This window comes from Thioclava sp. 'Guangxiensis', from assembly GCF_045348365.1.
Classification (GTDB): Bacteria; Pseudomonadota; Alphaproteobacteria; order Rhodobacterales; family Rhodobacteraceae; genus Thioclava; species Thioclava kandeliae.
In genome coordinates, this window is the sequence record NZ_CP155822.1 from 2,010,428 (window position 1) to 2,035,466 (window position 25,039).

Annotated in this window: 23 protein-coding genes; 4 read left to right on the plus strand and 19 right to left on the minus strand. The window is 63.3% G+C overall.

Going from position 1 to position 25,039, the window contains the following annotated elements; all coding sequences use genetic code 11:
* Positions 1-92: 92 nt before the first annotated feature.
* Both ABEB22_RS10025 and dksA read right to left on the minus strand, forming a co-directional pair.
* Entirely contained in the window at positions 93-1,271 is a 1,179-nt protein-coding gene (locus ABEB22_RS10025; protein WP_406870192.1) for an FAD-dependent monooxygenase, read from the minus strand.
* 158 nt (positions 1,272-1,429) lie between these two features.
* Positions 1,430-1,852 (minus strand): RNA polymerase-binding protein DksA, encoded by a 423-nt coding sequence (gene dksA, locus ABEB22_RS10030; RefSeq protein WP_339113047.1) that lies wholly within the window; start codon positions 1,850-1,852, stop codon positions 1,430-1,432.
* A gap of 230 nt (positions 1,853-2,082) precedes the next feature.
* Here dksA and ABEB22_RS10035 point away from each other — a divergent pair, with 230 nt between their 5' ends.
* Positions 2,083-2,922 (plus strand): MoxR family ATPase, encoded by an 840-nt coding sequence (locus ABEB22_RS10035; protein ID WP_350937391.1) that lies wholly within the window; start codon positions 2,083-2,085, stop codon positions 2,920-2,922.
* A 38-nt stretch (positions 2,923-2,960) separates the two neighbouring features.
* On the opposite strand, the gene ABEB22_RS10040 is transcribed toward ABEB22_RS10035, so the two are convergent.
* From ABEB22_RS10040 to gltX, 6 genes are all read right to left on the minus strand, one after another.
* Positions 2,961-4,160, minus strand: a complete 1,200-nt coding sequence (locus tag ABEB22_RS10040; protein WP_406870193.1) for a peptidoglycan DD-metalloendopeptidase family protein — start codon at positions 4,158-4,160, stop codon at positions 2,961-2,963.
* Between the two features lie 89 nt (positions 4,161-4,249).
* The gene (locus tag ABEB22_RS10045; RefSeq protein ID WP_339113045.1) at positions 4,250-4,900 is read right to left on the minus strand and encodes a protein-L-isoaspartate(D-aspartate) O-methyltransferase; all 651 of its coding nucleotides are present in this window, start codon (positions 4,898-4,900) and stop codon (positions 4,250-4,252) included.
* The gene (gene surE, locus ABEB22_RS10050) at positions 4,897-5,682 is read right to left on the minus strand and encodes a 5'/3'-nucleotidase SurE (RefSeq protein WP_406870194.1); all 786 of its coding nucleotides are present in this window, start codon (positions 5,680-5,682) and stop codon (positions 4,897-4,899) included. Before surE ends, ABEB22_RS10045 begins: the two co-directional genes overlap by 4 nt.
* 222 nt (positions 5,683-5,904) lie before the next feature.
* Positions 5,905-6,567, minus strand: coding sequence for an SDR family NAD(P)-dependent oxidoreductase (locus tag ABEB22_RS10055; protein ID WP_350937396.1), 663 nt, complete (start codon positions 6,565-6,567; stop codon positions 5,905-5,907).
* Between the two features lie 172 nt (positions 6,568-6,739).
* Positions 6,740-8,029 carry a citrate synthase gene (locus ABEB22_RS10060; protein WP_339113042.1) on the minus strand — a complete coding sequence of 430 codons (1,290 nt, stop codon included), beginning with the start codon at positions 8,027-8,029 and terminating at the stop codon, positions 6,740-6,742.
* 75 nt (positions 8,030-8,104) lie between these two features.
* On the minus strand, positions 8,105-9,505 hold the full coding sequence (gene gltX, locus ABEB22_RS10065; protein WP_406870195.1) for a glutamate--tRNA ligase: 1,401 nt from the start codon (positions 9,503-9,505) through the stop codon (positions 8,105-8,107).
* A 198-nt stretch (positions 9,506-9,703) separates the two neighbouring features.
* Here gltX and ABEB22_RS10070 point away from each other — a divergent pair, with 198 nt between their 5' ends.
* Positions 9,704-11,806: a ComEC/Rec2 family competence protein gene (locus ABEB22_RS10070; RefSeq protein WP_406870196.1), complete on the plus strand. Its 2,103-nt coding sequence runs from the start codon at positions 9,704-9,706 to the stop codon at positions 11,804-11,806.
* Here ABEB22_RS10070 and lexA read toward each other — a convergent pair.
* The 6 genes from lexA to ABEB22_RS10100 all read right to left on the minus strand — a co-directional run bounded on the left by lexA (position 11,800) and on the right by ABEB22_RS10100 (position 16,670).
* A complete protein-coding gene (gene lexA / locus ABEB22_RS10075; RefSeq protein WP_339113039.1) occupies positions 11,800-12,495 on the minus strand; it encodes a transcriptional repressor LexA in 696 nt (231 codons plus the stop codon). The genes ABEB22_RS10070 and lexA overlap by 7 nt on opposite strands.
* A 98-nt stretch (positions 12,496-12,593) precedes the next feature.
* Positions 12,594-13,778, minus strand: a complete 1,185-nt coding sequence (gene glp / locus ABEB22_RS10080; protein WP_406871144.1) for a gephyrin-like molybdotransferase Glp — start codon at positions 13,776-13,778, stop codon at positions 12,594-12,596.
* Positions 13,779-13,780: 2 nt separating this feature from the next.
* Positions 13,781-14,257, minus strand: a complete 477-nt coding sequence (moaC, locus tag ABEB22_RS10085; RefSeq protein ID WP_350937405.1) for a cyclic pyranopterin monophosphate synthase MoaC — start codon at positions 14,255-14,257, stop codon at positions 13,781-13,783.
* Positions 14,254-15,048 carry an indole-3-glycerol phosphate synthase TrpC gene (gene trpC, locus ABEB22_RS10090; RefSeq protein WP_406870197.1) on the minus strand — a complete coding sequence of 265 codons (795 nt, stop codon included), beginning with the start codon at positions 15,046-15,048 and terminating at the stop codon, positions 14,254-14,256. The genes moaC and trpC overlap by 4 nt, the downstream gene beginning before the upstream one ends.
* Positions 15,045-16,067 (minus strand): anthranilate phosphoribosyltransferase, encoded by a 1,023-nt coding sequence (gene trpD, locus ABEB22_RS10095; protein WP_339113036.1) that lies wholly within the window; start codon positions 16,065-16,067, stop codon positions 15,045-15,047. The genes trpC and trpD overlap by 4 nt, the downstream gene beginning before the upstream one ends.
* A gap of 3 nt (positions 16,068-16,070) precedes the next feature.
* Positions 16,071-16,670 (minus strand): aminodeoxychorismate/anthranilate synthase component II, encoded by a 600-nt coding sequence (locus ABEB22_RS10100; RefSeq protein ID WP_339113035.1) that lies wholly within the window; start codon positions 16,668-16,670, stop codon positions 16,071-16,073.
* 101 nt (positions 16,671-16,771) lie between these two features.
* On the opposite strand from ABEB22_RS10100, the gene ABEB22_RS10105 reads away from it, so the two are divergent.
* Positions 16,772-18,391, plus strand: coding sequence for a divergent polysaccharide deacetylase family protein (locus ABEB22_RS10105; protein ID WP_406870198.1), 1,620 nt, complete (start codon positions 16,772-16,774; stop codon positions 18,389-18,391).
* A gap of 43 nt (positions 18,392-18,434) precedes the next feature.
* Here the strand turns inward: ABEB22_RS10105 and trpE are convergent, their stop codons facing one another.
* The 3 genes from trpE to ABEB22_RS10120 form a co-directional block, all read right to left on the minus strand.
* Complete coding sequence (trpE, locus tag ABEB22_RS10110) at positions 18,435-19,940, minus strand: anthranilate synthase component I (RefSeq protein ID WP_350937413.1); 1,506 nt, start codon at positions 19,938-19,940, stop codon at positions 18,435-18,437.
* A gap of 35 nt (positions 19,941-19,975) precedes the next feature.
* On the minus strand, positions 19,976-21,832 hold the full coding sequence (locus ABEB22_RS10115; RefSeq protein ID WP_406870199.1) for a SurA N-terminal domain-containing protein: 1,857 nt from the start codon (positions 21,830-21,832) through the stop codon (positions 19,976-19,978).
* A 123-nt stretch (positions 21,833-21,955) separates the two neighbouring features.
* Complete coding sequence (locus ABEB22_RS10120) at positions 21,956-23,137, minus strand: aminotransferase (protein WP_406870200.1); 1,182 nt, start codon at positions 23,135-23,137, stop codon at positions 21,956-21,958.
* Between the two features lie 265 nt (positions 23,138-23,402).
* Here ABEB22_RS10120 and ABEB22_RS10125 point away from each other — a divergent pair, with 265 nt between their 5' ends.
* A complete protein-coding gene (locus ABEB22_RS10125) occupies positions 23,403-23,864 on the plus strand; it encodes a DUF4174 domain-containing protein (RefSeq protein ID WP_406870201.1) in 462 nt (153 codons plus the stop codon).
* Positions 23,865-23,904: 40 nt separating this feature from the next.
* Here the strand turns inward: ABEB22_RS10125 and gpt are convergent, their stop codons facing one another.
* Complete coding sequence (gpt, locus tag ABEB22_RS10130) at positions 23,905-24,411, minus strand: xanthine phosphoribosyltransferase (protein ID WP_339113029.1); 507 nt, start codon at positions 24,409-24,411, stop codon at positions 23,905-23,907.
* Between the two features lie 12 nt (positions 24,412-24,423).
* Positions 24,424-25,035, minus strand: coding sequence for a LysE family translocator (locus ABEB22_RS10135; RefSeq protein WP_406870202.1), 612 nt, complete (start codon positions 25,033-25,035; stop codon positions 24,424-24,426).
* Positions 25,036-25,039: the final 4 nt, after the last annotated feature.

Genomic DNA, 25,039 nt, shown 5'->3' on the forward strand with positions numbered 1-25,039 from the left:
CCGCTGTCACTTTGTCTTTAGCTCCGCAGATCGGCTTTGGAAAGAGCGCGCGGGTGCATGGCCGCCAAAGTGGGCCTGCAACGCCGCGCTTTTCAATCGGTCTGCAGGATGGTGCGGGCATCGTAATTGTAGATCCAGTCATATTTTCCGATCAGCAGATCGGGCGCGAATTTCGAGAGCGCGCGCATCCCCAGATGGCCCACCACACGCGGCAGACCCGAGAGATGGTAGTTGCGCGCGTTCTTGTTGGCGGCCTCCACGATCTCGCTGCTGCGCTCGCGGCGGGCGGTCTGGTAGGCGGCAAAGCCCACCTCGTCCTCGCCATGCAGCGCCAGCGCCTGTGCCAGGATCCACGCATCCTCCAGCGCCATATTCGCGCCCTGGGCCAGGAAGGGCAGGGTCGGATGGGCGGCATCGCCAAGGATCGCGCAATTCGGGCCGAACCAGCGGCGGGCCACGGGATGGCGGAACAGTCCCCAGAGATAGGGGTCCTCGACCTGTTCGAGCCAGCCGCGCACCTCGGGGCAGAACTCCTCGAAAGCAACACGTAGCGTCATCGCATCATCGCGGATATGCCAGCCTTCCTCGGCCCAGCGACTGCGCTCCTCGACAGCCACGATATTGCGCATGCCATTCGAGAGTGGGTAGCTGACGATATGTTTTTTGGCCCCCATGAACACGCGGGCCACGGGTGGCTCGGCACGGGGCATCGGGACCATGGCGCGCCATGCGACCTGATTGGTGAAGAAGGGTTTGACCTCGCCATTGAGCGCCCCGCGCAGCTTGGAATGCAGCCCATCCGCGCCCAGCACCGTGCCGGGGCGGGAGGTGGCGCCACCTTCAAAGGTCAGGACCGGACCATCATCGGTGATCTCGACGGCCTCGATCCTTTGGTCCAGCCGGATCTCGACCCCTGCATCGCGCGCGCCTCCGGCCAAAAGCGCAATCAGCTCGGGACGACGGACGAAATAATAGGGCGCATTGGGGCGGCGCATGGCCATATCGAGCCGCGTCACCGGCTCGCCGGTTTCGCCATTCAGCAGCTCGACCGCCTTCAGACGGGGGCTCGTGGCCGCCAGCTCCGTTCCGAGCCCCAGCGCGTCCAGCACCTTCATTCCGTTGGGAGAGATCTGGATGCCCGCACCGACCTCACCCAGCTCGGGCGATTGTTCGAGCACGGTGACCCGCGCACCATGCATGGCAAGCGCGCGTGCAAGCGCCAAGCCGGAGATACCCGCCCCGAGAATGGTGAACTCTCTGCCGACCAGCATGGAAACCTCGCCCGTAAAAATGCGACCACCGGCATGGAGGATCCATGCCGGGGTGCATATACTCAGACAACATTAACCAAAGACCCGCAATGCCAAAAACCACAGCCAGTGGCATGCGAATGAAAAACACAAAAAAACGCAGGCAGAGCCTACGTCAATCAGTCGTCGCGATGAACCCGCTCACGGCGCTCGTGGCGCTCCTGCGCTTCCAGCGTCATGGTGGCGATCGGTCGCGCATCCAGACGACGCAGCGAGATCGGCTCGCCGGTTTTCTCGCAATAGCCGAATTCACCTTCATCGATACGGCGCAGCGCCGCGTCGATCTTCACCACCAGCTTGCGCTGACGGTCACGGGTGCGCAGCTCAAGGGCGCGGTCGGTTTCTTCCGAGGCGCGGTCCGCGACATCGGGAACGGATCTTGCGGATTCCGAGAGACCTTCAAGCGTTTCGGCGGATTGTGCCAAAAGCTCGTGCTTCCAATCGTTGAGTTTGCGACGGAAATATTCCAGTTGACGATCGTTCATGAACGGCTCGTCTTCAGCCGGGCGGTAATCATCCGGAAGAAAGATTTCGGGTTTCATGACTGGCCTTTCTATGGTGCCTGACCCTTTGGGTAGTTGTGTGTTCGTGCCCTGCTGGATGCACGATTCCACGCCGCCCGAATACCCGACCCGAGACAGTTTGTCACGTTCTAGCGGGGTTCGATGCTTAGTTTAGGGGCGGTGCCTGATTTTTATGCAACGGCTCTTTTCGCTATGGCGTAAAGGTAGCCGTTTGAGGCTTAATGGGCGCAGGCAAAGGGAGATTTGTCATGCAATTCCAATCGACCGACAGCTATATCGCGCCGACCGACCTGACGGTGGCGGTCAATGCGGCGGTGGCGCTGGAGCGGCCATTGCTGGTCAAGGGCGAGCCCGGCACCGGCAAGACCGAACTGGCGCGACAGGTGGCGCAGGCGCTGGGGATGGAGATGATCGAGTGGGGGATCAAATCCACGACCCGGGCGCAGCAGGGGCTTTATGAATACGATGCGGTCTCGCGGTTGCGTGATAGCCAGCTGGGCGATCCCAAGGTCAGCGAGATCGGCCATTACATCCGCCGCGGCAAGATCTGGCAGGCTTTCACCGCGTCCGAGCGCTGCGTGCTGCTGATCGACGAGATCGACAAGGCTGATATCGAGTTCCCGAACGACCTCCTGCAGGAGCTCGACCGGATGGAGTTCCATGTCTACGAGACGGGCGAGACCATTCGCGCGACCCACCGCCCCGTGGTCATCATTACCTCCAATAACGAGAAGGAGCTGCCCGACGCTTTCCTGAGGCGCTGTTTCTTCCACTATATCCGCTTTCCCGAGCCCGAAGTGCTGGCCAGAATCGTCGAGGTGCATTTCCCGCAGATCAAGCCCAAGCTTCTGGCCGAGGCGCTGACGCGGTTCTACGAGATCCGCGAGACGCCCGGTCTGAAGAAGAAGCCCTCCACCTCGGAGGTGCTCGACTGGATCAAGCTCCTGCTGATCGAGGATCTTGCGCCGGAGGATCTGAAATCGGACGGGGTAAACCTGCTGCCCAAACTGCATGGGGCGCTTCTGAAGAACGAACAGGATGTGCATCTCTTCGAGCGGCTGGCCTTTGCCGCAAGGGGTAGGCGGTAGCGGGTGAATATGGAAAAGGGGCCTCTTGGCCCCTTTTCTTATTGCAGATACGGCATCGGATCGACGCTCTCATAGCCTTGCCTGACCTCGAAATGCACAAAGCCCGGATTGCTGTTGCGGACTTTAGCGATGGTCTGGCCGCGCTTGACGGTGCCATCTTTCTGGACGGAGATATTGTCGATATTGGCATAGACGGTCAGCAGGCCGTCCGCATGGCGCAGCACAAGGATCGGCACCTGATCGGTATCTTTGGTGATTGCGGCCACCGTGCCATCGGCTGCGGCTTTCACGGGGGTGCCGGCTGCCGCCGAGATATCGACCCCGTCGTTCTTCTTCTTCACATAGGGGCGGATGATCGAGCCGCTGACCGGCATCAGCAGTTTCGCCGAATTGGAGGCGCTGACCTGCTTGCTCAGATTGGGCACGGAGGAGGTATCTACCGGCGCCGATGCCGGTTTTGTGCTCTGCTGCGGCAGCGGCTCTGCCGCCGAAGGCGGCGTGGGCGTGGCGCTGCCCTGACCGGGCTGGCTGGTCGTGACCTTGCCCGACGAGGGAAGGGCGGTCGGGATCAGCAGATACTGGCCCTCATGCACGCTCATATCCGAGGGCAACCCGTTCCAGTCGGCCAATGATTTGACAGGGATGTCGTAATAGCGCGCGATGGAATAGGCGGTCTCGCCACGGGCCACGCGGTGACGGACGGGTTCGGGGCCTGCGGGTTTGCCTGCAACCGGTTTGCTGGCTGCGGGGGCGGCCGCCGGAGTGGTCGCGCCAGACGCTTGCGAGCGATCGATGGCATTGGAGGCCAACGATGTGATGTCGATATTCTCGGCACCGCTTGCGGTGGTGGCACCGGTGTAGGAGCCGGTCCCGACCGGTTCCTGCACGCGGCTCGGTAGCACGAGAACCGCGCCCTGATTGAGCGTGGTGGAGGTGCCGATGGCGTTGTAGCGGGCCAGATCATTGGCGTTCACACCCACGCGGGCGGCCACGCTTGCCACGGTATCACCGCGGCTGGCGACGGCCACCTGATAGGTCGGATAGGAGATGATACCGCGATTGTCCGATTGCGGGCGCGGTGCCGTGGCCCGTTGGGCCGCATCGGTGGTGTCGAAGCCGATCTGGGAATATTTACGCAGGTCGGGATCGAAGCCCGATGGCATACAGGCAGACAGCGCGGCCGCAGCACAGCCCATCATCAGGAAGGTTGCAAGACGGGGGCGTCTGTAAGAAGTCATCGGCGCTCTTTCCTCTTTGGTTCCTGCCCCTGTCGGGCCCTTTTTAGCTGTTGTAGACACTGGGGCGGGAACCGCAACCCGTTCCGGCATCACTCGTTTGCCAGCCCTTCGACCAGCGGCACGAAGCGGACCGAGCGTAGCTCCTCGTAATCGAAGCCGGTTTCGAGGCGGCGCACACGGATCAGGCTCTGCACGGTGTCGGACTGGCCCACGGGTAACACCATGATACCGCCCGGTTTCAGCTGCGACAAGAGCGGACCCGGAGGGTCTTCAGCGGCGGCCGTCACGATGATGCGGTCGAACGGGGCCTGATCGGGCAGACCGAAGCTGCCATCACCCGCCAAGGCCACGATATTGGACAGATCGAGCGCGCGGAACACATCCTCGGCATCGCGGATCAGCTGTTTGTAGCGGTCGACCGTATAGACGCGGCGCGCCAGACCCGAGAGGATCGCGGCCTGATAGCCCGAGCCTGTGCCGACCTCCAGTACCGTGTCGCGCGGCCCGATCTCGAGCGCCTGTGTCATCAACCCGACGATGGAGGGCTGGCTGATGGTCTGGCCGCAGCTGATCGGCAGCGGCATGTCCTCATAGGCGCGTCCCGCAAAGATGCCGCGAACGAACTTCCCGCGGTCGATCCGTTCCATCACCTTGAGCACGGCAGCATCGGTCACACCGCGCGAGCGGATCTGGAACAGGAAGCGCATCTTGCGCTCGGCATCGTCGTCGGGCGTGCTCATTCAAGGACCGTTTTCAGTTTGCCCAGCACATCGTGGGCGGTCAGATCGGCGCGCATCGGCGTGACCGAGATATAGCCATCGAGATTGAGAGCGGCATCGGTGCCTGGCGCTGTGGCTGTGTGTTGCGGGCCGCCCTTTACCCAGAGGAATTTCTTGCCCGAGGGCGAGAAGGTGGCCTCGGTGGTGAAGAAACTATCGGTGCGGTAGCCCAGAGGTGCGGCCTTGCTGCCTTTGACATCGGCGCCCGGGACAGGCGGGAAATTGATGCTGTAGAAGACGCGATAGGGGCCATCATCCCAGATGCCGTTTTCCCAAAGCTTGCGGACAAGTGCCGGGCCATGCTGGCGCGCGGCTTCAAAGGGGTCATCAAGCACAGAGGTGCGCGGGCCCATGAACTGGCTCAAACCGATGGCGGGGATGCCCTGCAAAGCGCCTTCCATAGCGCCGCCCAACGTGCCGGAATAAAGTGCGTTCTCGGCGGAATTATTGCCGCGATTGACGCCCGAGAGGATCAGATCGGGGCGGGCGTCCGACAGGATGTCGTAGATGCCGGCCAGCACGCAATCGGCAGGGCTGCCCTCGACGGCAAACCGGCGCGGTCCCAGCTCGGCGGTCAGCATCGGACGCGAATAGCTGATGCAATGGCCGACGCCCGATTGCTCGAAGGCGGGGGCGACGGTCCAGACCTCTCCTGCGGGTCCGGCAAGACTTTTGGCGATCTCTTCAAGGACGCTCAGGCCCGGTGCATTGATCCCGTCGTCATTGGTGATGAGAATGCGCATATCTGCCCCGAACCTCTTAGCTGAAGATGATGGGGCGATGCGGCTACGCACGCGCCCCTTTGTGCTTGAGCTAGGTGATAACGCGGCCTCCGCGAGCGGTAAAGCGCCGAAGCCCCCGCGCTGCGGCAGGACGCTGCACAAAGGTCACAGGGCGTGTCCTTCGCGCCGCATTGCGGCAGACTGCCTCAGGCTTGGGCATTCAAGGGCCGGAACGCTGCTGGATCAGGCAGGCTGGGGCAGCAGGCAGTCGATCAGACGCTGTGCCTCGTCACGCGGTCGGGTGAGGGGGGCGCGGTCCTCGCCGGGGAAGAAGCGCGCCCGCAGACCCGTCGGCATGGGGCGCGGCGAGAGGATGCTGACCTTCGGGCCGATCGTGGCGGTTTCGGCCGCCCAAGAGCGGGCGAGGGCGATCTGGGCGGCCTTGGTGGCGCCGTAACTCCCGAAGAATTTCTCCCCGCCATGGGTGTCGTCGAAAAAGACGGCCTGTCCGGTGCGGGCGCGCAGAAGGGGCTCCATCATCGGGATCAGCATGGCCGGCAGTGTCAGATTGATGGCGATGGCCGCCTCCATATCTTTCTGGGCGATATGCGCGGCGGGCGAGAGCGGGGTGCCGTGGATCGCCGTATGGCACCACAGATCCACACCGCCCCAGCGGGTGGCGATGGCCTGCCCCATATGCTGGACCTGCGCGGGATCTTTGAGGTCAAGCGGCGCGAGCGTCGCACGGCCCCCCTTGGCCTGGATGCGGTCATCGAGTTCCTCCAGCGCGCCCACGGTGCGGGCGACGGCCATGATGTGATAGCCACGCGCGGCCAGCGCTTCGGCAAGACCTGCGCCCAAGCCGCGGGAGGCACCGGTGATGAGGGCGAGTCTGTCATGCGGCATCGGGTCGTCCTTATGTTGTGCTCCGCGCCGGAGCCGGTTTCTCTCGGGCCATCGAGGCCCTCGCGAAACCGGTCGGGGCCGCTGGCCCCTCCGGCGTCATCCATCTGTCAGCTACGAGAAAAGGCCGGGAATCTCCCGGCCTTTCCATGATCTGTATCAAATGCAGCTTTGATCAGCGGTCTTCGACGGGCACATAATCGCGTGCGGTCGCGCCGGTATAGAGCTGGCGCGGACGGCCGATCTTGCCGGTCGGATCCTCGATCATCTCTTTCCACTGCGAGATCCAGCCGATGGTGCGCGACAGCGCGAAGATCGGGGTGAACATCGAGGTGGGGAAGCCCATCGCTTCGAGGATGATGCCCGAGTAGAAGTCCACGTTGGGGTAGAGTTTCTTCTCGACGAAATAGGGGTCCTCGAGGGCGATTTTCTCGAGTTCTTTGGCCACCTGCAGGAGCGGGTTATCCTCGATACCCAGCAACGCCAGCACCTCGTCCGCCGATTCTTTCATGACCTTCGCCCGCGGGTCGAAGTTCTTGTAGACGCGGTGACCGAAGCCCATGAGGCGGAAGGGATCGTTCTTGTCTTTCGCCTTCGCGACATATTCCGGAATGCGGTCGACGGTGCCGATTTCACGCAGCATCTCGAGGCAGGCTTGGTTGGCGCCACCATGTGCCGGACCCCAGAGGCAGGCGATGCCGGCAGCGATACAGGCGAACGGGTTGGCGCCCGAGGAGCCCGCGAGGCGCACGGTCGAGGTCGAGGCGTTCTGCTCGTGATCGGCATGGAGCATCATGATGCGGTCCATGGCTTTGGCAAGCGCGGGCTCCACATGATAGGGCTCAGCCGGAACCGCGAAGCACATATGCAGGAAGTTCGACGCGTAATCGAGATCGTTGCGCGGATAGACGATCGGCTGGCCGACCGAATACTTATACGCCATCGCGGCGATGGTCGGCAGCTTCGCGATCATGCGGATCGCGGCGACCTCACGCTGCCACGGATCGTTGATGTCGAGGCTGTCGTGATAGAAGGCAGACAGGCCACCCACGACACCGACCATGGTCGCCATCGGGTGTGCATCGCGACGGAAACCACGGAAGAAGTTGTTGATCTGCTCGTGCAGCATCGTGTGACGGGTCACACGATATTCGAAATCTTCCATCTGCGCCTTGTCCGGCAGTTCCCCGTAGAGAAGCAGATAGCAGGTCTCGAGGAAATGCGAGTTCTGCGCGAGCTGGTCGATGGGGTAGCCGCGATGCAGAAGCTCGCCCTTTTCCCCATCGATGAAGGTAATTGCGGATTCACAAGACGCGGTCGAGGTAAAGCCCGGATCATAGGTAAAGACGTCAGCCTGTGCATAGAGCTTGCGGATGTCGATGACATCCGGGCCTGCAGCCGGAGAAAGCACGGGGAGATCGTAGGACTTCCCGTCCAGGGTGAGCGTCGCCGTTCTATCAGCCATTGGGTTCCCTTTCGTAATGCCGGCTGGGCCGCGCCGGTCTGTAATTATCCGGTCGAGCCGGAAGGTGGCCCGGCCTCAGGCCACCTGATCATTCAGCCTCGCCACGGTCTCGTCGCGACCGAGGATCAGCATCATATCGAAAACACTAGGGCTTACTGAACGCCCTGCCAGAGCCGAGCGCAAGGGGGCAGCAAGCTTGCCAAGCCCCAGTCCATGCGCCTCTGCGACAGTTTGTACAATTGCCTCCAATTCCTCTCGCGTCCAGCTAGCATTTTGCAACTGCGGCGTCAATTCTTTCAGGATACCACGGTATACCGCATCCAAAGCCTTTTCCGATTTCTCGTCTAGTTCCAGCGGACGCTGGTTGAGGACAAATGCCGCTTTTTCAAGGAGTTCTGGGAAAGTCTTCGCGCGGTCTTTCAGGCAATACATTGCCCGCTCCAGGTCGGCTTTTTGTGCGTCAGAAAGCAGGGCCTGTTCAGCAGCTGCAAGATAGCCGTCAATTTGAGCAACAATATCGGCGTCATCCATCACGGCGATATGCTGACCGCAGATATTGGCGAGTTTCTTGAAATCGAGCCGCGCGGGAGATTTGCCGATTCCGCCCAGATCGAACCATTCGCGCGCCTGCTCGTCGCTGAAAAATTCATCATCGCCATGGCTCCAGCCAAGGCGCGTCAGATAGTTGCGCATGCCGGCCGCCGGATAGCCCATGGCCTGATATTCCTCGAGGCCGACCGCGCCGTGGCGTTTGGAAAGCTTTTTGCCATCGGGGCCGTGGATCAGCGGAATATGCGCGAAGGTGGGCACATCCCAGCCCATCGCATTATAGACCAGCATCTGACGGGCGGTATTCGTCAGGTGGTCATCGCCACGGATCACATGCGTGACGCCCATATCATGATCATCCACAACCACAGCAAGCATATAGGTAGGCGTACCATCAGAACGTAAACAGATCATGTCGTCGATCTGGTCATTGCGGATGGTTACATCGCCTTGCACGGCATCCTTGATCACTGTCTTGCCCTCGAGCGGCGCTTTCACGCGGATCACGAAAGGCGCGTCGGGATGGGTCGAGGGGTCCGCATCGCGCCACGGGCTGCGGAAGAGGGTGGATTTGCCCTCGGCCTTGGCGGTGTCGCGGAAGGCTTGGATCTCGTCCTGGGTCGAGAAGCACTTATAGGCCTCGCCACGCGCCAGCATTTCGTTGGCCACTTCGGCATGGCGGGGCGCGCGCTCGAACTGGCTGATCGGGTCGCTGTCGAAATCGAGGCCCAGCCAGTCGAGCCCTTTCATGATCGCCGCCGTGGCCGCATCGGTCGAGCGCTCGCGGTCGGTATCCTCGATCCGCAACAGCACCTTGCCCCCCATATGGCGGGCATAGAGCCAGTTGAAGAGTGCGGTGCGCGCGCCCCCGATATGCAGGTAGCCGGTCGGCGAGGGGGCAAAGCGGGTGACGATCTGGTCGGACATCGTGAGGGCCTTTCGAGGCGCCATTTAGCGCGCATTAAGCATTTGGAAACCATGTTGCCTGACCGTGGTCGGCGTAGGGTTCCGGTTTCTTTGCGTCGATGAATAAGAGGCACAGCCCGGAAGGACAAGGGTTCGAGCCATCACGCAGGGGCAGCCCGGCCAAATCTTTCGGGGTATTCTACGGGGCATGGAGGCGTGATGAGCGAGGTTTTCTCGCAAGATCATATGGCTGAACGGGAGAGCCGCTGGTATGCGAGGGCACTGACGGTCCTCGGGCATGCCTCGATGCAGGCCTATCTGCAACTCATGCTCTGGCTGCCGCTGGGGTTGGGGACGGGAATCGGGCTCTGGTTCGGGCTGAAAACCGAGCCGGACGCGCCGGTTTATCTCATGGCAGGGGGCATCGTCGCGCTTGCAGGGGTCGGGCGCGGACGATTGCCAGTAGCACTATGGTTTCCCTGTGCGATGATCGGGGTGATGGCGCTCGGTTTCTGTCTTGCGGGGCTCAGGGCGCATCTGGTGGCCGCCCCCGTGCTGGACTTCCGCTATTACGGCACAATCGAGGGTCGGGTGCTCTCGCTGGATCGCAGCGCCTCGGACAGGCCGCGCCTGCTGCTGGACCGGCTGCGCCTCGACAGGGTCGCGCCGGAGCGCCTTCCTGCGAAGGTGCGGGTCTCGCTGCACGGAACACAGGACCATCTGGCGCTGCGCCCCGGCCAGCGGGTGATGCTGACAGGCTACCTGATGCCGCCGCCGCCCCCTGCTGCCCCCGATGCCTTCGACTTCCGCCGGATCGCCTTTTTCCAGCAGATCGGCGCGGTGGGTTATTCCCGCACCCCGGTGATGCTGATCGATCCGCCGCAAGGGGCCGCATTGCTGGCCAACCGTCTACGCGAGCGGCTGTCACGTCTGATCCTCGCCCATCTGCCGGGACAGAACGGGGCCATCGCCAGCGCCATCCTCACCGGTGACCGGTCCGCGTTATCGGAGAGCACGAACGAGGTGATGCGCGCGGCCAATATCTATCACGTCGTGGCCATCTCGGGTCTGCATGTCGGCTTGTTGACGGGGCTCGTCTTTGCCTTTGTGCGGCTTTGCCTTGCGGGGCTCGGGCGGCCCGCGCTGCTATGGCCGAGCCGCAAGATCGCCGCCGTTGTCGCGATCCTTGCGGCCAGCGCCTATCTCTGGCTGTCGGGCGGGCAGGTTTCCACCCAGAGGGCATGGGTGATGGCGGCGGTGATGCTGGGCGCCGTGATCTTCGACCGGCGCGCGCTCAGCCTGCGCAATGTGGCTCTGGCGGCGATCGTCATCCTGATGGCCACGCCTGAGGCACTCCTCAATCCGGGGTTCCAGTTGTCCTTTGCGGCGACCGTCGCGTTGATTTCGGGCCTTGCGCTATGGGTTAGGCTCGCACCGCGCCTGCCGCATGTCCTGCGCGTGCCGATCGGGTTCGGCTCCAGCTCGCTGATCGCAGGGCTGGCAACAGCGCCACTGACCGCAGCCACCTTCCATCGCATGGCCGATTACGGGCTCGTCGCCAATCTTCTGGCAGTGCCTGCTATGGGGATGGTGATCATGCCGGCGGGGCTTCTGGCGCTGGCGCTGGCGCCACTGGGTCTGGGCGGACCGGCCTTCTGGCTGCTGGGGCTCGGAACCGGCTGGCTGCTGGGCGTGGCGCGGATGGTGGCGGGGTGGCCCGGTTCTGTCACCGCCGTCAAGGCGCCGCCCGAACTGGTTGTGGCGCTCCTTGGAGCGGGGGCGGTGGTCTTTATCCTCTCGCGCGGGATCGGGCGGGGGGGCGGGGCGCTCGCTCTGTGTCTCGCGGCGCTTATATGGTGGCAGGCCCCGCGTCCGGCCCTGATCGTTGCGCCCGAAGCCGAGCAGGTCGGATTGATGACCCCTGCGGGGCGGGCGCTCTCACGCGACGGGGCGGGGTTCGTGGCAGGGATATGGCTCGAGGCCGATGGGGATATGGCGGGGATCTCGGAGGCGGCGTCCCGTCCGGCATGGGCGGGAGACAAAGGCATCCGGCACAGCCATTGGCGTAGTGTGGATCTGGTCCACCTGACCGGTAAGGCCGCGCCCGATCACCTATCCGAGTATTGCCGGGACGGAGCACTGGTGATTATTGCGGCGGAGCTGCCACCTGATCTGCCGCGCGATACCGTGCAATGCCGGATCTGGGACAGGGCGCGGCTGGCGCAAACGGGGGCGGTGTCATGGGGCGAGGATGGGTCGCTGACCTCGGTCCGCGAAAGGGTCGGGCGCAGGCTCTGGACCACGCCCGAGCTTTATCAGTAGTTGCGGATCAGCCCGACAAGCCGCCCCTGCACACGCACCTGATCACCACGCAACATCCGGGTCTCATAGGCGGGATTGGCCGCCTCCAGTGCGATCATGCCACTGCGGCGATAGAAGCGCTTGAGCGTTGCCTCCGCCTCATCTACCAGCGCGACAACGATCTCGCCATTCTCGGCGGTGGATTGCTCGCGGATCACGACGATATCGCCATCATTGATCCCAGCCTCGATCATGGAATCACCCCGCACCTCCAGCGCGTAATGACGACCCGCTCCGGCCAGCATGCTTCCCGGCACCGCGACATTATGCGAGACCTCGGAGATCGCCTCGATCGGCACACCCGCCGCTATCCTGCCCATCACCGGCAGCTCCAGCGCATGCACCGCCTCGAGATCCATCGCCTTGGCGGGACGTTCGGGGCGGCCACCGTCTATCACCGCGGGCGTAAAGCCGCTATCACGCTGTTTTTCTTGCGTCTCCGGCATCTTGAGCACTTCGATGGCCCGCGCCCGGTGCGGCAGACGGCGGATGAAACCACGTTCTTCCAGCGCTGTGATCAGCCGGTGGATCCCCGATTTCGAGCGCAGTTCCAGCGCGTCTTTCATCTCGTCGAAAGAGGGCGGAACGCCGTCCTGCTGCAGACGCAGATTAATGAAATTGAGCAATTCCAGTTGTTTGCGAGTCAGCATCTGGGTCTCCGACGAAAATCTAAGCGCGTGTCAAGTCATGTTCGTTTAAAGTTCTACCTGTGTTCCTGTTCCGTGTCAATTCCGGAACGGGATTTTGCTTAGATCAAAGGGAGATAGGAGACTTCATCGCCTTGTTTGAAAGGCCCTTCACCACGTTCACAAATAAGTAAGGCGTCTGCCTGCGCCAGAAGGGACAGCATCGCGCTGTCCTGATTGGTGAAGGGGGTGATGCGGGGCAAGCCGTCCGCTTCCTCCAGCGTCGCGCGCATGTAATGGGTGCGCGGACCGGTCGGGCCGAGGTCGCAGCCCAGAATGGCGCGCAGCGGTTCTTGCCGATGTGCACGGCCCTGCATCTTGGCCAACATCGGTTTCAGGAACAACTCGGCGCAGACCGTGGCCGAGACCGGATTGCCGGGCAGCCCCAGGAGGACCGCATCACGCATGCGTCCCGCCATCAGCGGCTTGCCCGGACGCATGGCGATTTTCCAGAAGCTACGCTCGAGGCCCAACTCTGCGGCCACCTCGCCCACCAGATCATGATCTCCCACCGAGGCCCCGCCCGAGGTGACGATCAGATCGGCACCCTTGGCCAGATCGAAGACCAAGCGTAGGCTCTCGCGGTCATCCGCAGCGATCGGCAGCATGCGCGCGATGCCCCCCATCGCCTCGACCTGGGCTGCCACGATGAAGCTATTGGAGGAAATGATCTGGTCTGGGCCCGGAGGATTGCCGGGCATCACCAGCTCGTCGCCTGTCGCGATGATCGCGACCACCGGTTTGCGATGCACCGTGACATTGGCCACATTCATCGCCGCCAGAAGTCCCAGATCGCGGGGCGTCAGCGGGCGTTCGGGATGGAAGAGGGTGCCCTGCGCGAAATCCTGACCTTTGGGCCGGATATTGGCATTGGTGGACAGCTCTGCGGCAAGCGTGAGCCCGCTTCCCTCACGGGTGGTGTTTTCCTGCAGGACCACCACGCCGCCCTCGCGCGGCACGGGCGCGCCGGTGAAGATGCGGATCGCCTCACCCTGTGCGATCTCGCCCTGATAGCTGCGACCGGCGGCGGATTCGCCTACCACGTCAAGCTGTGCCGAGGGCAGATGGTCGGCGGCGTCCAGCCAGTAGCCGTCCATCGCCGAGGCCGAGAACGGCGGTTGGGTCAGGCCCGCATTGGCCGGCACGCCCATCACGCGGCCAGCGGCGGCGCGCAGGGGCACGGTCTCGAGGGGCAGGGGCGAGGCCAGCGCGAGCACCCGCTCGAGCGCCTCCTCGACGGGGAGCAGGCTCATGCGCCCACCTCGTAGCGGCCCGATTTGCCGCCATCCTTCAGCACGACCTCGATCCCCTCGATCCGCATGGATTTCTCGACCGCTTTGAGCATGTCATAGACGGTCAGGCAGGCTGCCGAAACGGCGGTCAGCGCCTCCATCTCGACACCGGTCTGGCCCGTGGTTTTGACGGTGGCTTCGACCCGCACACCGGGCAATGTGTCATCGGGCACCAGATCCACCGCGACCTTGGTGATCGGCAGCGGATGGCACAGCGGGATCAGATCGGCGGTGCGTTTGGTGGCCTGAATGCCCGCAATCCGCGCGATCCCCAGAACATCCCCCTTTTTGGCTGTGCCCTGGATCACATAGGCCAGAGTCTCGGGCGCCATCACCACATGGCCACGCGCCACAGCCACGCGGGCAGTGACGGGCTTGTCCGAAACATCGACCATATGGGCCTGACCGGCGGCGTCGAAATGCGACAGGCTCATGCGCGGGCCAGCAGGGCTTTGGTGGCAGCCACCACATCGTCCTGACGCATCAGGCTTTCGCCGATCAGGAACCGGCGCGCCCCCACACCCGCCATATCGGCCATGTCTTCGGTGGTGAAGATGCCGCTCTCGCAGACCAGATCGCGGCCTTCGGCAAGGATCACGGGCGCCAGCTCGCGGGTCACATCCAGCGTGACATCGAAGGTTTTGAGGTTGCGATTATTCACCCCCATCAGGGGCGATTTCAGCTTCAGCGCGCGGTCCAGTTCCTCGCGGTTATGCACCTCGAGGAGCACATCCATGCCATAGTCAAACGCCGCAGCCTCCAGCTCGGCGGCCTGACCGTCCTCGACGGAGGCCAGAATGATCAGGATGCAATCGGCCCCCCAGGCGCGGGCCTCGGTCACCTGATAGGTGTCATACATGAAATCCTTGCGCAAAGCGGGCAGCGAGCACGCCCCCCGCGCCTGCATCAGGAACTCGGGCGCACCCTGGAAAGAGGGCGTATCGGTCAGCACCGACAGACAGGCAGCCCCACCGTCCTCATAGGCTTTGGCAAGGCTCGGCGGGTCGAAATCGGGGCGGATGAGGCCCTTGGAGGGCGAGGCCTTCTTGATCTCGGCGATCAGGCCATAGCCTGCCTCGGATTTCGCAGCCAGCGCCTTGGCAAAGCCACGGGTGGGTGATTGCGCACGCGCCTCGGCCTCGATCCCCCCCAGCGGGCGGGCCTGTTTGGCGGCGGCTATTTCTTCAAGCTTGTAGGCCTTGATCTTGTCCAGAATGGTGCTCATGCCGTGGCCTCCTGCGTGATCTTGGCAAGCGTATCAAGGGCGCGCAGGGCGGCCCCGCTATCGATGGAATGGGCGGCAAGTTCGGCGCCCTCTTTCAGGGTCGTGGCGCGATCCGCCACCACGAGCGCTGCGGCCGCATTCAGCACAACCGCATCGCGATAGGCGCATTTCTCGCCATTGAAGATCGCGCGGAGGGCTGCGGCGTTCTCTGCCGCCGTGCCGCCCACGATATCGCGGAACCGGTGCACCGGCAGGCCCGCATCCTCGGGATGGATCTCGAACTCGCGGATCTTGTCGTTTTCGAGCGCGGCCACGGTGGTCACACCGGTGATGGTAATCTCGTCTGTGCCATCCGAGCCATAGACGAGCCATGCTTTCTCGGAGCCCAGAAGTTGCAGGGTCTCGGCCATCGGCCAGATCAGATCGGGAGCAAAAACACCTGTCAGCTGGCGTTTGACACCTGCGGGATTGGTCAGCGGCCCGAGGATGTTGAAGATGGTCTTGCAGCCCAGCTCGGAGCGGACGGGCCCCACATGGCGCATGGCAGGGTGGTGGACCTGCGCCATCAGGAAGCCGATGCCCGCCTCATTCAGCGAGCGCTGCGCCGCCTCCACGCCGGCCATCACATTGATGCCCAGCTCGCCCTGCACATCCGCCGTGCCCGATTTGGACGAGGCCGCGCGGTTGCCATGTTTGGCCACCGGCACGCCGGCTCCCGCCACCACAAAGGCCGTCGCGGTCGAGATATTGAGCGTGTGTTTGCCATCGCCACCGGTGCCCACGATATCCATCGCGCCCTCGGGCGCATGGATCGGCACACAGGCCGCGCGCATGGCGGCCGCGGCCGCGGCATATTCGCTCACGCTCTCGCCGCGCGCGCGCATCGCCATCAGGAGCCCCGCGATCTGGGCGGGCGTGGCCTTGCCCTCGAACAGGAGCGTGAAGGCATGTTCGGCCTGCGCACGGCTAAGCGGCCCCTCGGAGGCCGCAAAGATCAGCGGTTTCATCGCATCGCTCATCGCTCAGGCCTCTTTCATGTCTTTCAGCGTGACACCGGCATCCTCGAGGAAGTTGCGGATCATCTGGTGGCCATGTTCGGAGGCAATGGATTCGGGGTGGAACTGCACCCCCTCGATCAGCTTCTCCTTATGGCGCAGCCCCATGATGGTGCCATCTTCCAGCCATGCGGTGACCTCGAGACAGTCGGGCAGGGTAGCACGGTCCACCACCAGTGAATGGTAGCGCGTGGCCTGAAGCGGCGAGGGCAGCCCGCGGAACACGCCTTTGCCGTTGTGATGGATGGTGCCCATCTTGCCATGCACGATCTCGGTATGGCGCACGACATCGCCGCCGAAAGCCTCGCCGATGGTCTGCTGGCCGAGGCAGACGCCAAAGAGCGGCAGGTCCGCCTCATAGGCTGCCAGCGTCACAGGCACACAAATCCCCGATTGTGCGGGCGTGCCCGGACCGGGCGAGAGCACCAGTGCCTCGGCTCCCATGCCCATCGCGTCTTGCGTGTTCAGCGCGTCATTGCGCACGACCTTCACATCCGCGCCCACCTCGCCGAAATAATGCACCAGATTATAGGTGAAGCTGTCGTAGTTATCGATGAGAAGTAGCATATGCTCGCCTAACGCCTTCGGGCCGGAACCGGGGAAGCTTTTGGGTCACGTCCGCGCAGGCTTTGCACGTCCGAGCCGATTTCCGGGGTGATCCGGGATGGATGTCGCGCTATAGATGCCCGCAGCGTGGCGCGATGGTCAAGGGCAGGACCCATGATTTCCTGCATCCCGCCCGCGAGATTGGCAAGAACGAGGGAGTTTGCCTTATGGTGCGAGGCCTTTTGTCCGGTGTAGCAGTTGGCGCGATCGTGTCGGTGCTGGGTTTGGGCCTTGTGTCGCTCATTCTGCCGCTGGACGGGCTACAGGCCGACGATGCCCCTGCCAGACAGGCCGCACAAGCACCCGTGGCGGATACGCCCGTTCAGGGCCATGCCCTGCAGGACAAGGAGAACGCCGCACCTGAAGAGGAAATGGCGCCCGATACCGCGCCCGTATCGCCGCTGGCCGCGCTCGATGATTCGACCGATGCGCCCGCCGGTTTTACCGCCGGACTTGCCGCTGCCCTGCCGGATGCCGCCCCCGATATAGCGCCTGACTTGGCACCGGAGCGCGCGCCCGATCCCCGCCCCGCGCCGCAGGCCACACGATTGGCACAGGTCGTCGGTCCCGATGCGGGGGAGGTGGAGGATTTCACCGATCCGGGCGCGCGTCCCGAGGCGGGCCTGAGCGCGCCCGATACCGCTGGCACTCCCGCGACCGGCGATGAGGCCGCCAATATGCCCGGGAGCATCGAGCAGATCCCCGTTCCGCCACCCGGCGAGGCCGTGGCCCCCGATCTGCCGATGGCCGAGAAACCGGTCGATCCGGCGATCACCCCCGAGGGCGATGACGGCACCAGCGCGCCCCCGTCCGGAACCGCCTCCGAGATCGTGCTGCTGCCCGATGGCTCGCAGGTCCTGCCGGATGGGCGGGTCGAAAAACCGCGGGTCTTTGCCGCAGGCGAGGGGGCGGGGCTCCGCGCCGATCCCGATGTGGCGACGGACCGCCTGCCGCAGATCGGTGCGGGGGCCGCGCCGTCTGCTGCCGCCCCGACCCCCGACGCCAGCGCATGGAAAACCAATCGTGCGGCGTTCGAGCGGCCCGAGGGCGCCGCGCTCTTCTCGGTGGTGCTGATCGATAGGGGCATCGCCATAGGTGGTCTGGATCAGGACACGCTTCTCAGCCTCGGCTATCCGCTGACCATCGCGATCGACCCCGCGCGGTCGGATGCGCGGGCGGTGGCGCAGGCGTATCGGAGCGCGGGCTACGAGGTCGCTATCCTGATGACGGGGCTGCCTGCCTCACCCGTGGCGCAGGATCTCGACACCGCGATGGAGGCATGGCGGCAGGCCGTGCCGGGTGCGGTGGCGCTGGTCGAACCTGCGGCACCTGTGGTGCAGAACGACCGCCAACTCTCGCAGCATCTGCTGGAGCTGGCCGAGCGCGACGGTCTGGCCCTGATCACGCAGGACCGCGGTAGCAATTCGGCTTCCCAGCTGGCGCATAATGCCGATTGGCCCGAGGCGAAGATCTGGCGGGTGCTCGATGACGGGCGCGAGCGGGCAAGCCATATCGCCCGCGAGCTGACCCGCGCCGAATTCGAGGCGAAGCGCGACGGGAAGACGGTGGTCATGCTAAGCGCATGGCCGGAATCGGTGGCGGGCCTGCGCGACTGGGCCTCGGGCGCGCATGATGACGTGGCACTGGCGCCGGTCTCGGCGCAATTCGATACGCAGGACTAAGCCAGACAGCAAAAAGGCCCGCGCGCTGCGGGCCTTTCGTTGTTCAATTGCCGCGATGGGCGAAGAGACCGGCATCCTCGGCCGCCTTGCGCAGGGCCTTGGATTTATTGACGGTTTCCTCGTATTCCGCCGCCGGATCGCTGTCATAGACGACACCGCCCCCGGCCTGGATATAGAGCGTCTGGTCCTTCACCACCGCCGTGCGTAGCGCGATGCACATATCCATCTCGCCATTGGCCGCGAAATAGCCCACGCCGCCGCCATAAATCCCGCGCTTCTCGGGTTCCAGCTCGTCGATGATCTGCATCGCGCGGACCTTGGGCGCGCCCGACACGGTGCCCGCAGGCAGCCCTGCCAGCAGCGCCGAGAGCGCGTCATGCTCGTCCGAGATCTCGCCTACCACATTGGACACGATATGCATCACATGGCTGTAACGCTCGATGATGAATTTCTCGGTCGGATGGACAGTGCCGATTTTCGACACACGCCCCACATCGTTGCGGCCCAGATCCAGCAGCATCAGATGCTCGGCCAGTTCCTTCTTGTCTGACAAGAGATCGGCTTCCAGCGCACGATCGGCCTCGGGCGTCGCACCCCGCGGACGGGTGCCCGCGATGGGACGGATCGTCACCTCGCCATCGCGCACCCGCACGAGGATCTCGGGCGAGGCGCCCACGATCTGGAACCCGCCGAAATTCAGATAGAACATGAAGGGCGAGGGGTTGGTGCGGCGCAGCGAGCGATAGAGCGAGAAGGGCGGCAGCGGGAAATCGGCCGACCACCGCTGAGCGGGGACGCATTGGAAGATATCGCCTGCGCGGATATAGTCTTTCGCCTTCTCGACCGCGGCCATGTAGCCCTCGCGGGTGAAGTTCGAGCGCAGCTCGCCCACGGCAAAGTTCTCGCCCATTTCACGGGGCTGGTTGGGCGTGCGGTCCAGATCGCGCAGCGCGTCCATCACCCGTTCGGCGGCCTGCGCATAGGCGGCCTTGGCCGAAAGGCCCGAGCCGGTCCATGCGGGCGCACAGAGGATGACCTCGCCCTTCACGCCATCAAGGACGGCAATCACCGACGGGCGCATCAGCACCGCATCCGGCACGCCCAGCGGATCGGGGTTCACATCGGGCAGTTTCTCGACCAGACGGATCATGTCGTAGCCAAGATAGCCGTAAAGGCCGGCGGCCCCTGCAGGCAGGTCTTTGGGCATGTCGATGCGGCTTTCCGCAATCAGCGCGCGCAGGCTGTCGAGCGGGTGACCGTCGAGCGTCTCGAAGGTCTCCTCGAAACGCGCCGAACGGTTGATCCGCGCGGTCTCGCCACGACATTCCCAGATCACATCGGGTTTCATACCGACAAAGGAATAGCGCCCGCGCACCTCGCCACCGGTGACCGATTCCAGCATGAAGCTGTTTTTCGACGCATCGGTGAGTTTGAGCATCAGCGAGACGGGCGTATCGAGATCTGCCGCCAGACGCGCATAGACCAGTTGGTTCTTACCGTCTTGCCAGCCGGAGTCGAACGCCTCGAAAGACGGGAATAGGGCAACCATGTCGAACCTCCTCAGGCTTTGGGTAATGGGTTGGCTCAGCGCATCTGCGCGTTGACGCCGTTGATGGCGGTGGAATTCATCTGCATGCCATCCTCGTTCTGGATCGCGGTGGCATAGAGATCGACCATGTCACCGGCCAGCGATTGCGAGACCTGATTGCGCAGGTTCTCCACCATCTTGGCGGTCGCATCGTCTTTCAGATCGGGTTTGGTGATCTTGACGGGGCGCACAACGAAGACCTTCTCGCCATCGGTGACCTTAGCGGCCGCGTTCAGATCGAGCGTGAAGGCCTGTTGCAAGGCGGCAGGCGAGAGGCCTTTGACATAGGCGCCCCGCGCCAGATTGCCGCTTTCGGTGCTCAGGAGGCCAGTGGCCGAAAGCTGGGTGTCGGGATGGTCGGTGATGGCTTTCACGGCCTCGTCGGCACGGGCCTGTTTGGCCTCGAGAAGCTTCTCTGCTTCCCATGCCGCCTGCACCTGATCGCGGGATTTTTCGAAGGGGATCACGGCGGCGGGCGTCGTGCCATCAAGGCGCATCGCGAAGAGGCCACCATCATCAAGCTCGGTCAGTTCGGCGAAATCGTCGGATTTGATCTGCGCTGCGGCCGTGCGGAAGGCATCATAGCCCGCGATCCCTTCGGAGCTATCCTCGCTATACTCGATCGTGCCAAGCTCCATATTGGTATCCTTGGCGATATCCTCGAGCGTAGCACCGCCTGCAACCTCATCCTCGAGCTTGCTGCGCTCGTCCTCGATCATCTTGCGGGCAGCGGCGTCGCGGGCGCTCTCGCCCAGCTCGCTCTTCACCTCGTCGAAGCTGCGGTTATTGGCGGGCAGAACCCCGTTCACACGGTAAAGGGCAGGGCCCAGATCGGTCTCGACGGGGCCGATGACCGCGCCCTTATCGGCGGCAAAGATCTCCTTGCCCGCATCGCCCAGATCCTCCTCGGCCATATCGCCCATATCGGTATCCTGCAGCGTCAGGCCACGATCCTTGGCCAGCGCCTCGAAATCCTTGGAGCCATCATCAAAGGCCGCACGGGCGGCTTTGGCGGCATCCATATCGGGATAGACCAGACGGTCGAGCAGACGGCGCTCGGGCTGCTGGAATTCCTCGATGCGGGAATTGTATTCGGCTTTCAGGTCGTCGTCAGACAGTTTGACCTTGTCGGCCAGCATGTCGGGCGAGATCCAGACATAGGTGATCTTCTTGGTCTCGGGCGACATGAAGTCATCCGAATGATCGTCGTGATATGTCTTCAGCGCGTCCTCGGTGGGGGCGGGCACAGGCTGGGTCAGATCGGATTTGGTGACCTCGGCCCAAGCCACGCTGCGGGTCTGGCCCATATATTCGGCATAGGCATTCACCTCGGCATCCGGTGCATGGACGCCCGACACAACGGCGCTTTGCAGGATCGAGCGCGAGACCTCGGCGCGCAGTTTCTGTTCGAATTCGCGCTCCTTCATGCCCTGATTGCGCAGCGCCATCTGGTAGGTGTTGCGGTCGAAATCACCGGCGGCATTCTGGAAGCCCTGGATCTGCTGGATCTGTTTGGCCAGCACGTCATCGCTGATCGAGATGCCGATCTTGTCGGCGGCGTTCTCGAAGGCGGCCTGACCGAACAGTTGGCCCTGCACGCGGCGGTCCAGACCATACATCTGGAACTGTTGGAAGCTCATCGCCTGGCCGGTCTGTTGCTGCATCTGGTTCTGTTCGCGCTGCAGCGCGCGGGCATAATCATTGGTCGAGATCTTGGTGTCGCCCACCGAGCCGATCGAGCCGGTGCTCGTGCCGAAATTGCTAGCAGAGAAGCCGATCAGGCCAATCACGATCAGTCCGAGCAGAATCCAGACCACGGTATTCTTGCCATGGGTGCGCAGCTTGTTTGCCATCAGTTCCTCCGCCCGGGGGGCATGCCTGTCAGTGTGTTGGGTGGTGTTTAGGCGCAACTCATCAAGCCCGCAAGCATTCCGGCCCTGCAAGGCCGTCTGCTCGCGGGGAATTCAGAGTTTTCCTTAGAGCGAGACGGTGCTCAGCCGGTCCATCAGGGTCGAAATACCTTGTGCATCGACATTGGCAAAGGCGATGCGGAACTGGCGTTTGCCCGAGGCATCGGTTTCGGGCATGAACATCGTTCCGGGCAGCAGGAGGACGCCGGCCTGTCTGACCAGCTCGCGGGCCGCATCGGGCGCATCGAGCGTGAACGGATGTTCGACATAGGCGAAATAGGCGCCACAGCCCATCAGCCGCCAGCCGTTGAGCCGTTTGAACCCCTCGACCATCGCCTGACGGCGGGCAAGGATCTCGGCGCGTTCGCCCGCGACCCAATCGCCCAGATTGCGCATCCCCCAGAGCGCGCCGATCTGGCCCAGCTGGCCTGCGCAGATGGCGACGGTGTCGAGGAATTTCTCGACCTCGGCCAGACGCGCCTCGGAGGCCACCATCGCGCCGACGCGGTGGCCGGTCAGGCGGTAGGCCTTGGAGAAGGAATAGAGATGGATCAGCGTGTCGCCCCAATCGGGATCGGTGAACAGCTCATGCGGGCGGGTCTCGCGGCTGTCGAAATCGCGATAGGTCTCGTCGAGGATCAGCGCAATCCGGTGGTCACGCGCCAGATCCATGAAGGCCTGCACGAGGGCCGGCGGATATTCCACCCCGCCCGGATTATTGGGCGTGATCAGAATAATGGCACGGGTGCGCGGGGTGATCAGGGCGCGGGCTTTCTCGGGGTCGGGCAACAGATCCGCACCGGTGGCCAGGGGCACGCCTGTGACCGAAGCCATATCGCACCACATCTTATGATTGAAATACCAGGGCGTCGGCAGGATCACCTCGTCTCCCGGTGCCGCAAGCGTCGACATTGCGGCGGCAAAGGCCTGATTGCAGCCCTGGGTGATGGCGACATTGCTGTCCCTGATCGTGCCGCCATAGGCTTTGGACCATTGGGCGGCCAGCTCGGTGCGCAGCTCGGGCATCCCCAGCACGGGGCCGTAGAGATGCGCCTCGGTCTGCGTCATCGCCGCATCGGCAATCGCGAGGCGCAGCCCTTCGGGGGGCGCGGCCACAGGCGCTGCCTGCGAGACATTGATCAAAGGGCGATCTGCGGGGAAGGTTACACCCTCGAGCCAGCGCCGCGCCTCCATCACCGGCGGAGCGAAAGTGGCGGCCATGGGCGGAGCAAGGGGCGTGAGTGTCATCTTATCCTCGTAAACTTGCGCATACCTGAGCAGCTTGCCCCCGTAAGCACAAGGCCAAGTGCCACCCGTTCTGCGCATTTTTTGCCCATGTCGGTAGCGCCCTCGCGTTTTTCCGAGAAAACTCAAATTGAAAATGAACAATTCGGGCTTTTGTCACGTTGTGATGACAGACTTACCAGACGTGAGTGGCCATGATGTGAGTCGCCGCTGCTTGCTGGTCAGAGCCTCGACGGAAGATAATTTGGAGCCAATTCGGAGATTGCCCATGCCTCATCTACCCAATGCCGCACGCCCGATTGCCTATGCTGCCGCCGTCGCCGCATCGACTTGGGGGATCATGTCCGCTGTCGGTGGGGCAGACGCGCAGCAGGCAAGCAATTTTGTAACCCTGACCAGCACCAATGACAGCCTTGACGGGTTGCGCTGGAAGGCCCGTCCGGTGATCGTGCTGGCGGATGATCCTGCCGATCCGGCCTACAGGATCCAGATGACCAATCTGAAATCCGCAGCCTCAGAACTTAAGGATCGGGACGTCGTGGTTCTGTCCGAGGCCGATGGATCAGCCTCCGCGCTGAGGGACGCGCTCGGCAACCCCGAGGGATTCCGCGTTGTGCTGGTCGGCAAGGATGGCGGGATCAAGGCCAATCAGAACAGCCCGCTGGGCGTCAGCGAGCTGTTTTCGACGATCGATGCCATGCCAATGCGCCAGCGTGAGATGAAGGGCTGATTTCCTGACTGCAGTCAGGAAGTAATCTCAGTCGAGCGTCTCAGGCATCCGTGCCGCGATAGGGCTCGACATATTGCAGCGCCATATCCCACGGGAAGAAGATCCATGTATCCTGGCTGACCTCGGTCACATAGCTGTCGACCATCGGCACACCCATCGGTTTTGCGTAGATCGTGGCGAAATGCGCCTTGGGATAGAGCGTGCGCACCAGCTCCAGCGTGCGGCCCGTATCGACGAGATCATCCACGATCAGAACGCCTTCACCATCCGCGCCCATGATATCGGCCTGCGGCGGCTTGATCACATGCGGTTCGGTCCGGGCCTGATGGTTGTAGCTTTTGACAGAGATCGTATCGACGGTGCGGATGTCCAGCTCGCGCGCCATGATCATCGCGGGCACGAGCCCCCCGCGGGTGATGCCTACAACTGCCTTCCAGTTGCCCTCGATCGGGCCCTTGCCATCCAGACGCCATGCCAGCGCGCGGGCATCGCGGTGGATCTGGTCCCAGCTGATATGGAAGCCTTTTTCATGGGGCAGGCGGGTCATGAGGGTATCCTCTCAGCTAATGGCGAGTTTGAGGCCGAGAAGGCCAAGGAGACCGCCAAAGACGCGGTCGATTGTGGTTTTGAGACCCAGATAGGCGCGGCGCGTGCGTTCGAGCGAGAAGATCCGCGAGACGATCACATTCCAGCCCGCATCATTGAAAAACACGATGCCGATGATCGCGACATAGACCCAAGGCGGGGCCTGCGGCGGCACGAAGGTCAGGAATATGGTCCCGAAGAACACCGCGGGTTTGGGATTGGCAAGTTGTGTGGCGATCCCGAGCCAGACCAGCCCTGCTGCATTGCGCGGGGCTTCGGTTTCGGGGAGATCGGCCAGCGGCTCGGAAGCATGGCGCCACATTTTGATCGCCAGATAGATCAGATAGACCGCACCCGCGAATTTCAGCGCGGTCAGCAGGGCAGGCGCCACCTTGAACAGCAGCGCCAGCCCGAAGAGCGCGGCAATGGCCCAGATGCAGGCACCGATCCCGATGCCGACCGCCAGCCAAGTGCCGCGCAGGAAGCCTTCACGCAGGCTGGTCCGGGCGCAGAGCAGGACCGCCGGACCGGGCGAAATCGCCGCGGCCAGATGGACCAGATAGATCGCGCCCAGAACCGCGAGCAAAGGC

Coding starts and splice junctions, on each gene's coding strand:
- trpE (WP_350937413.1), bottom strand. CDS start 19,940: ATGGTTGCCCTATTCCCGTCTTTCGAGGCGTTCGACTCCGGCTGGCAA.
- ABEB22_RS10055 (WP_350937396.1), bottom strand. CDS start 6,567: ATGCCGCATGACAGACTCGCCCTCATCACCGGTGCCTCCCGCGGCTTG.
- ABEB22_RS10060 (WP_339113042.1), bottom strand. CDS start 8,029: ATGGCTGATAGAACGGCGACGCTCACCCTGGACGGGAAGTCCTACGAT.
- ABEB22_RS10120 (WP_406870200.1), bottom strand. CDS start 23,137: ATGACACTCACGCCCCTTGCTCCGCCCATGGCCGCCACTTTCGCTCCG.
- moaC (WP_350937405.1), bottom strand. CDS start 14,257: ATGAGCCTGTCGCATTTCGACGCCGCCGGTCAGGCCCATATGGTCGAT.
- ABEB22_RS10125 (WP_406870201.1), top strand. CDS start 23,403: ATGCCTCATCTACCCAATGCCGCACGCCCGATTGCCTATGCTGCCGCC.
- lexA (WP_339113039.1), bottom strand. CDS start 12,495: ATGCTGACTCGCAAACAACTGGAATTGCTCAATTTCATTAATCTGCGT.
- trpD (WP_339113036.1), bottom strand. CDS start 16,067: ATGAGCGATGCGATGAAACCGCTGATCTTTGCGGCCTCCGAGGGGCCG.
- ABEB22_RS10100 (WP_339113035.1), bottom strand. CDS start 16,670: ATGCTACTTCTCATCGATAACTACGACAGCTTCACCTATAATCTGGTG.
- ABEB22_RS10070 (WP_406870196.1), top strand. CDS start 9,704: ATGAGCGAGGTTTTCTCGCAAGATCATATGGCTGAACGGGAGAGCCGC.
- ABEB22_RS10025 (WP_406870192.1), bottom strand. CDS start 1,271: ATGCTGGTCGGCAGAGAGTTCACCATTCTCGGGGCGGGTATCTCCGGC.
- dksA (WP_339113047.1), bottom strand. CDS start 1,852: ATGAAACCCGAAATCTTTCTTCCGGATGATTACCGCCCGGCTGAAGAC.
- surE (WP_406870194.1), bottom strand. CDS start 5,682: ATGCGCATTCTCATCACCAATGACGACGGGATCAATGCACCGGGCCTG.
- ABEB22_RS10040 (WP_406870193.1), bottom strand. CDS start 4,160: ATGACTTCTTACAGACGCCCCCGTCTTGCAACCTTCCTGATGATGGGC.
- gltX (WP_406870195.1), bottom strand. CDS start 9,505: ATGTCCGACCAGATCGTCACCCGCTTTGCCCCCTCGCCGACCGGCTAC.
- ABEB22_RS10105 (WP_406870198.1), top strand. CDS start 16,772: ATGTCGCGCTATAGATGCCCGCAGCGTGGCGCGATGGTCAAGGGCAGG.
- gpt (WP_339113029.1), bottom strand. CDS start 24,411: ATGACCCGCCTGCCCCATGAAAAAGGCTTCCATATCAGCTGGGACCAG.
- trpC (WP_406870197.1), bottom strand. CDS start 15,048: ATGAGCACCATTCTGGACAAGATCAAGGCCTACAAGCTTGAAGAAATA.
- ABEB22_RS10045 (WP_339113045.1), bottom strand. CDS start 4,900: ATGAGCACGCCCGACGACGATGCCGAGCGCAAGATGCGCTTCCTGTTC.
- ABEB22_RS10035 (WP_350937391.1), top strand. CDS start 2,083: ATGCAATTCCAATCGACCGACAGCTATATCGCGCCGACCGACCTGACG.
- ABEB22_RS10115 (WP_406870199.1), bottom strand. CDS start 21,832: ATGGCAAACAAGCTGCGCACCCATGGCAAGAATACCGTGGTCTGGATT.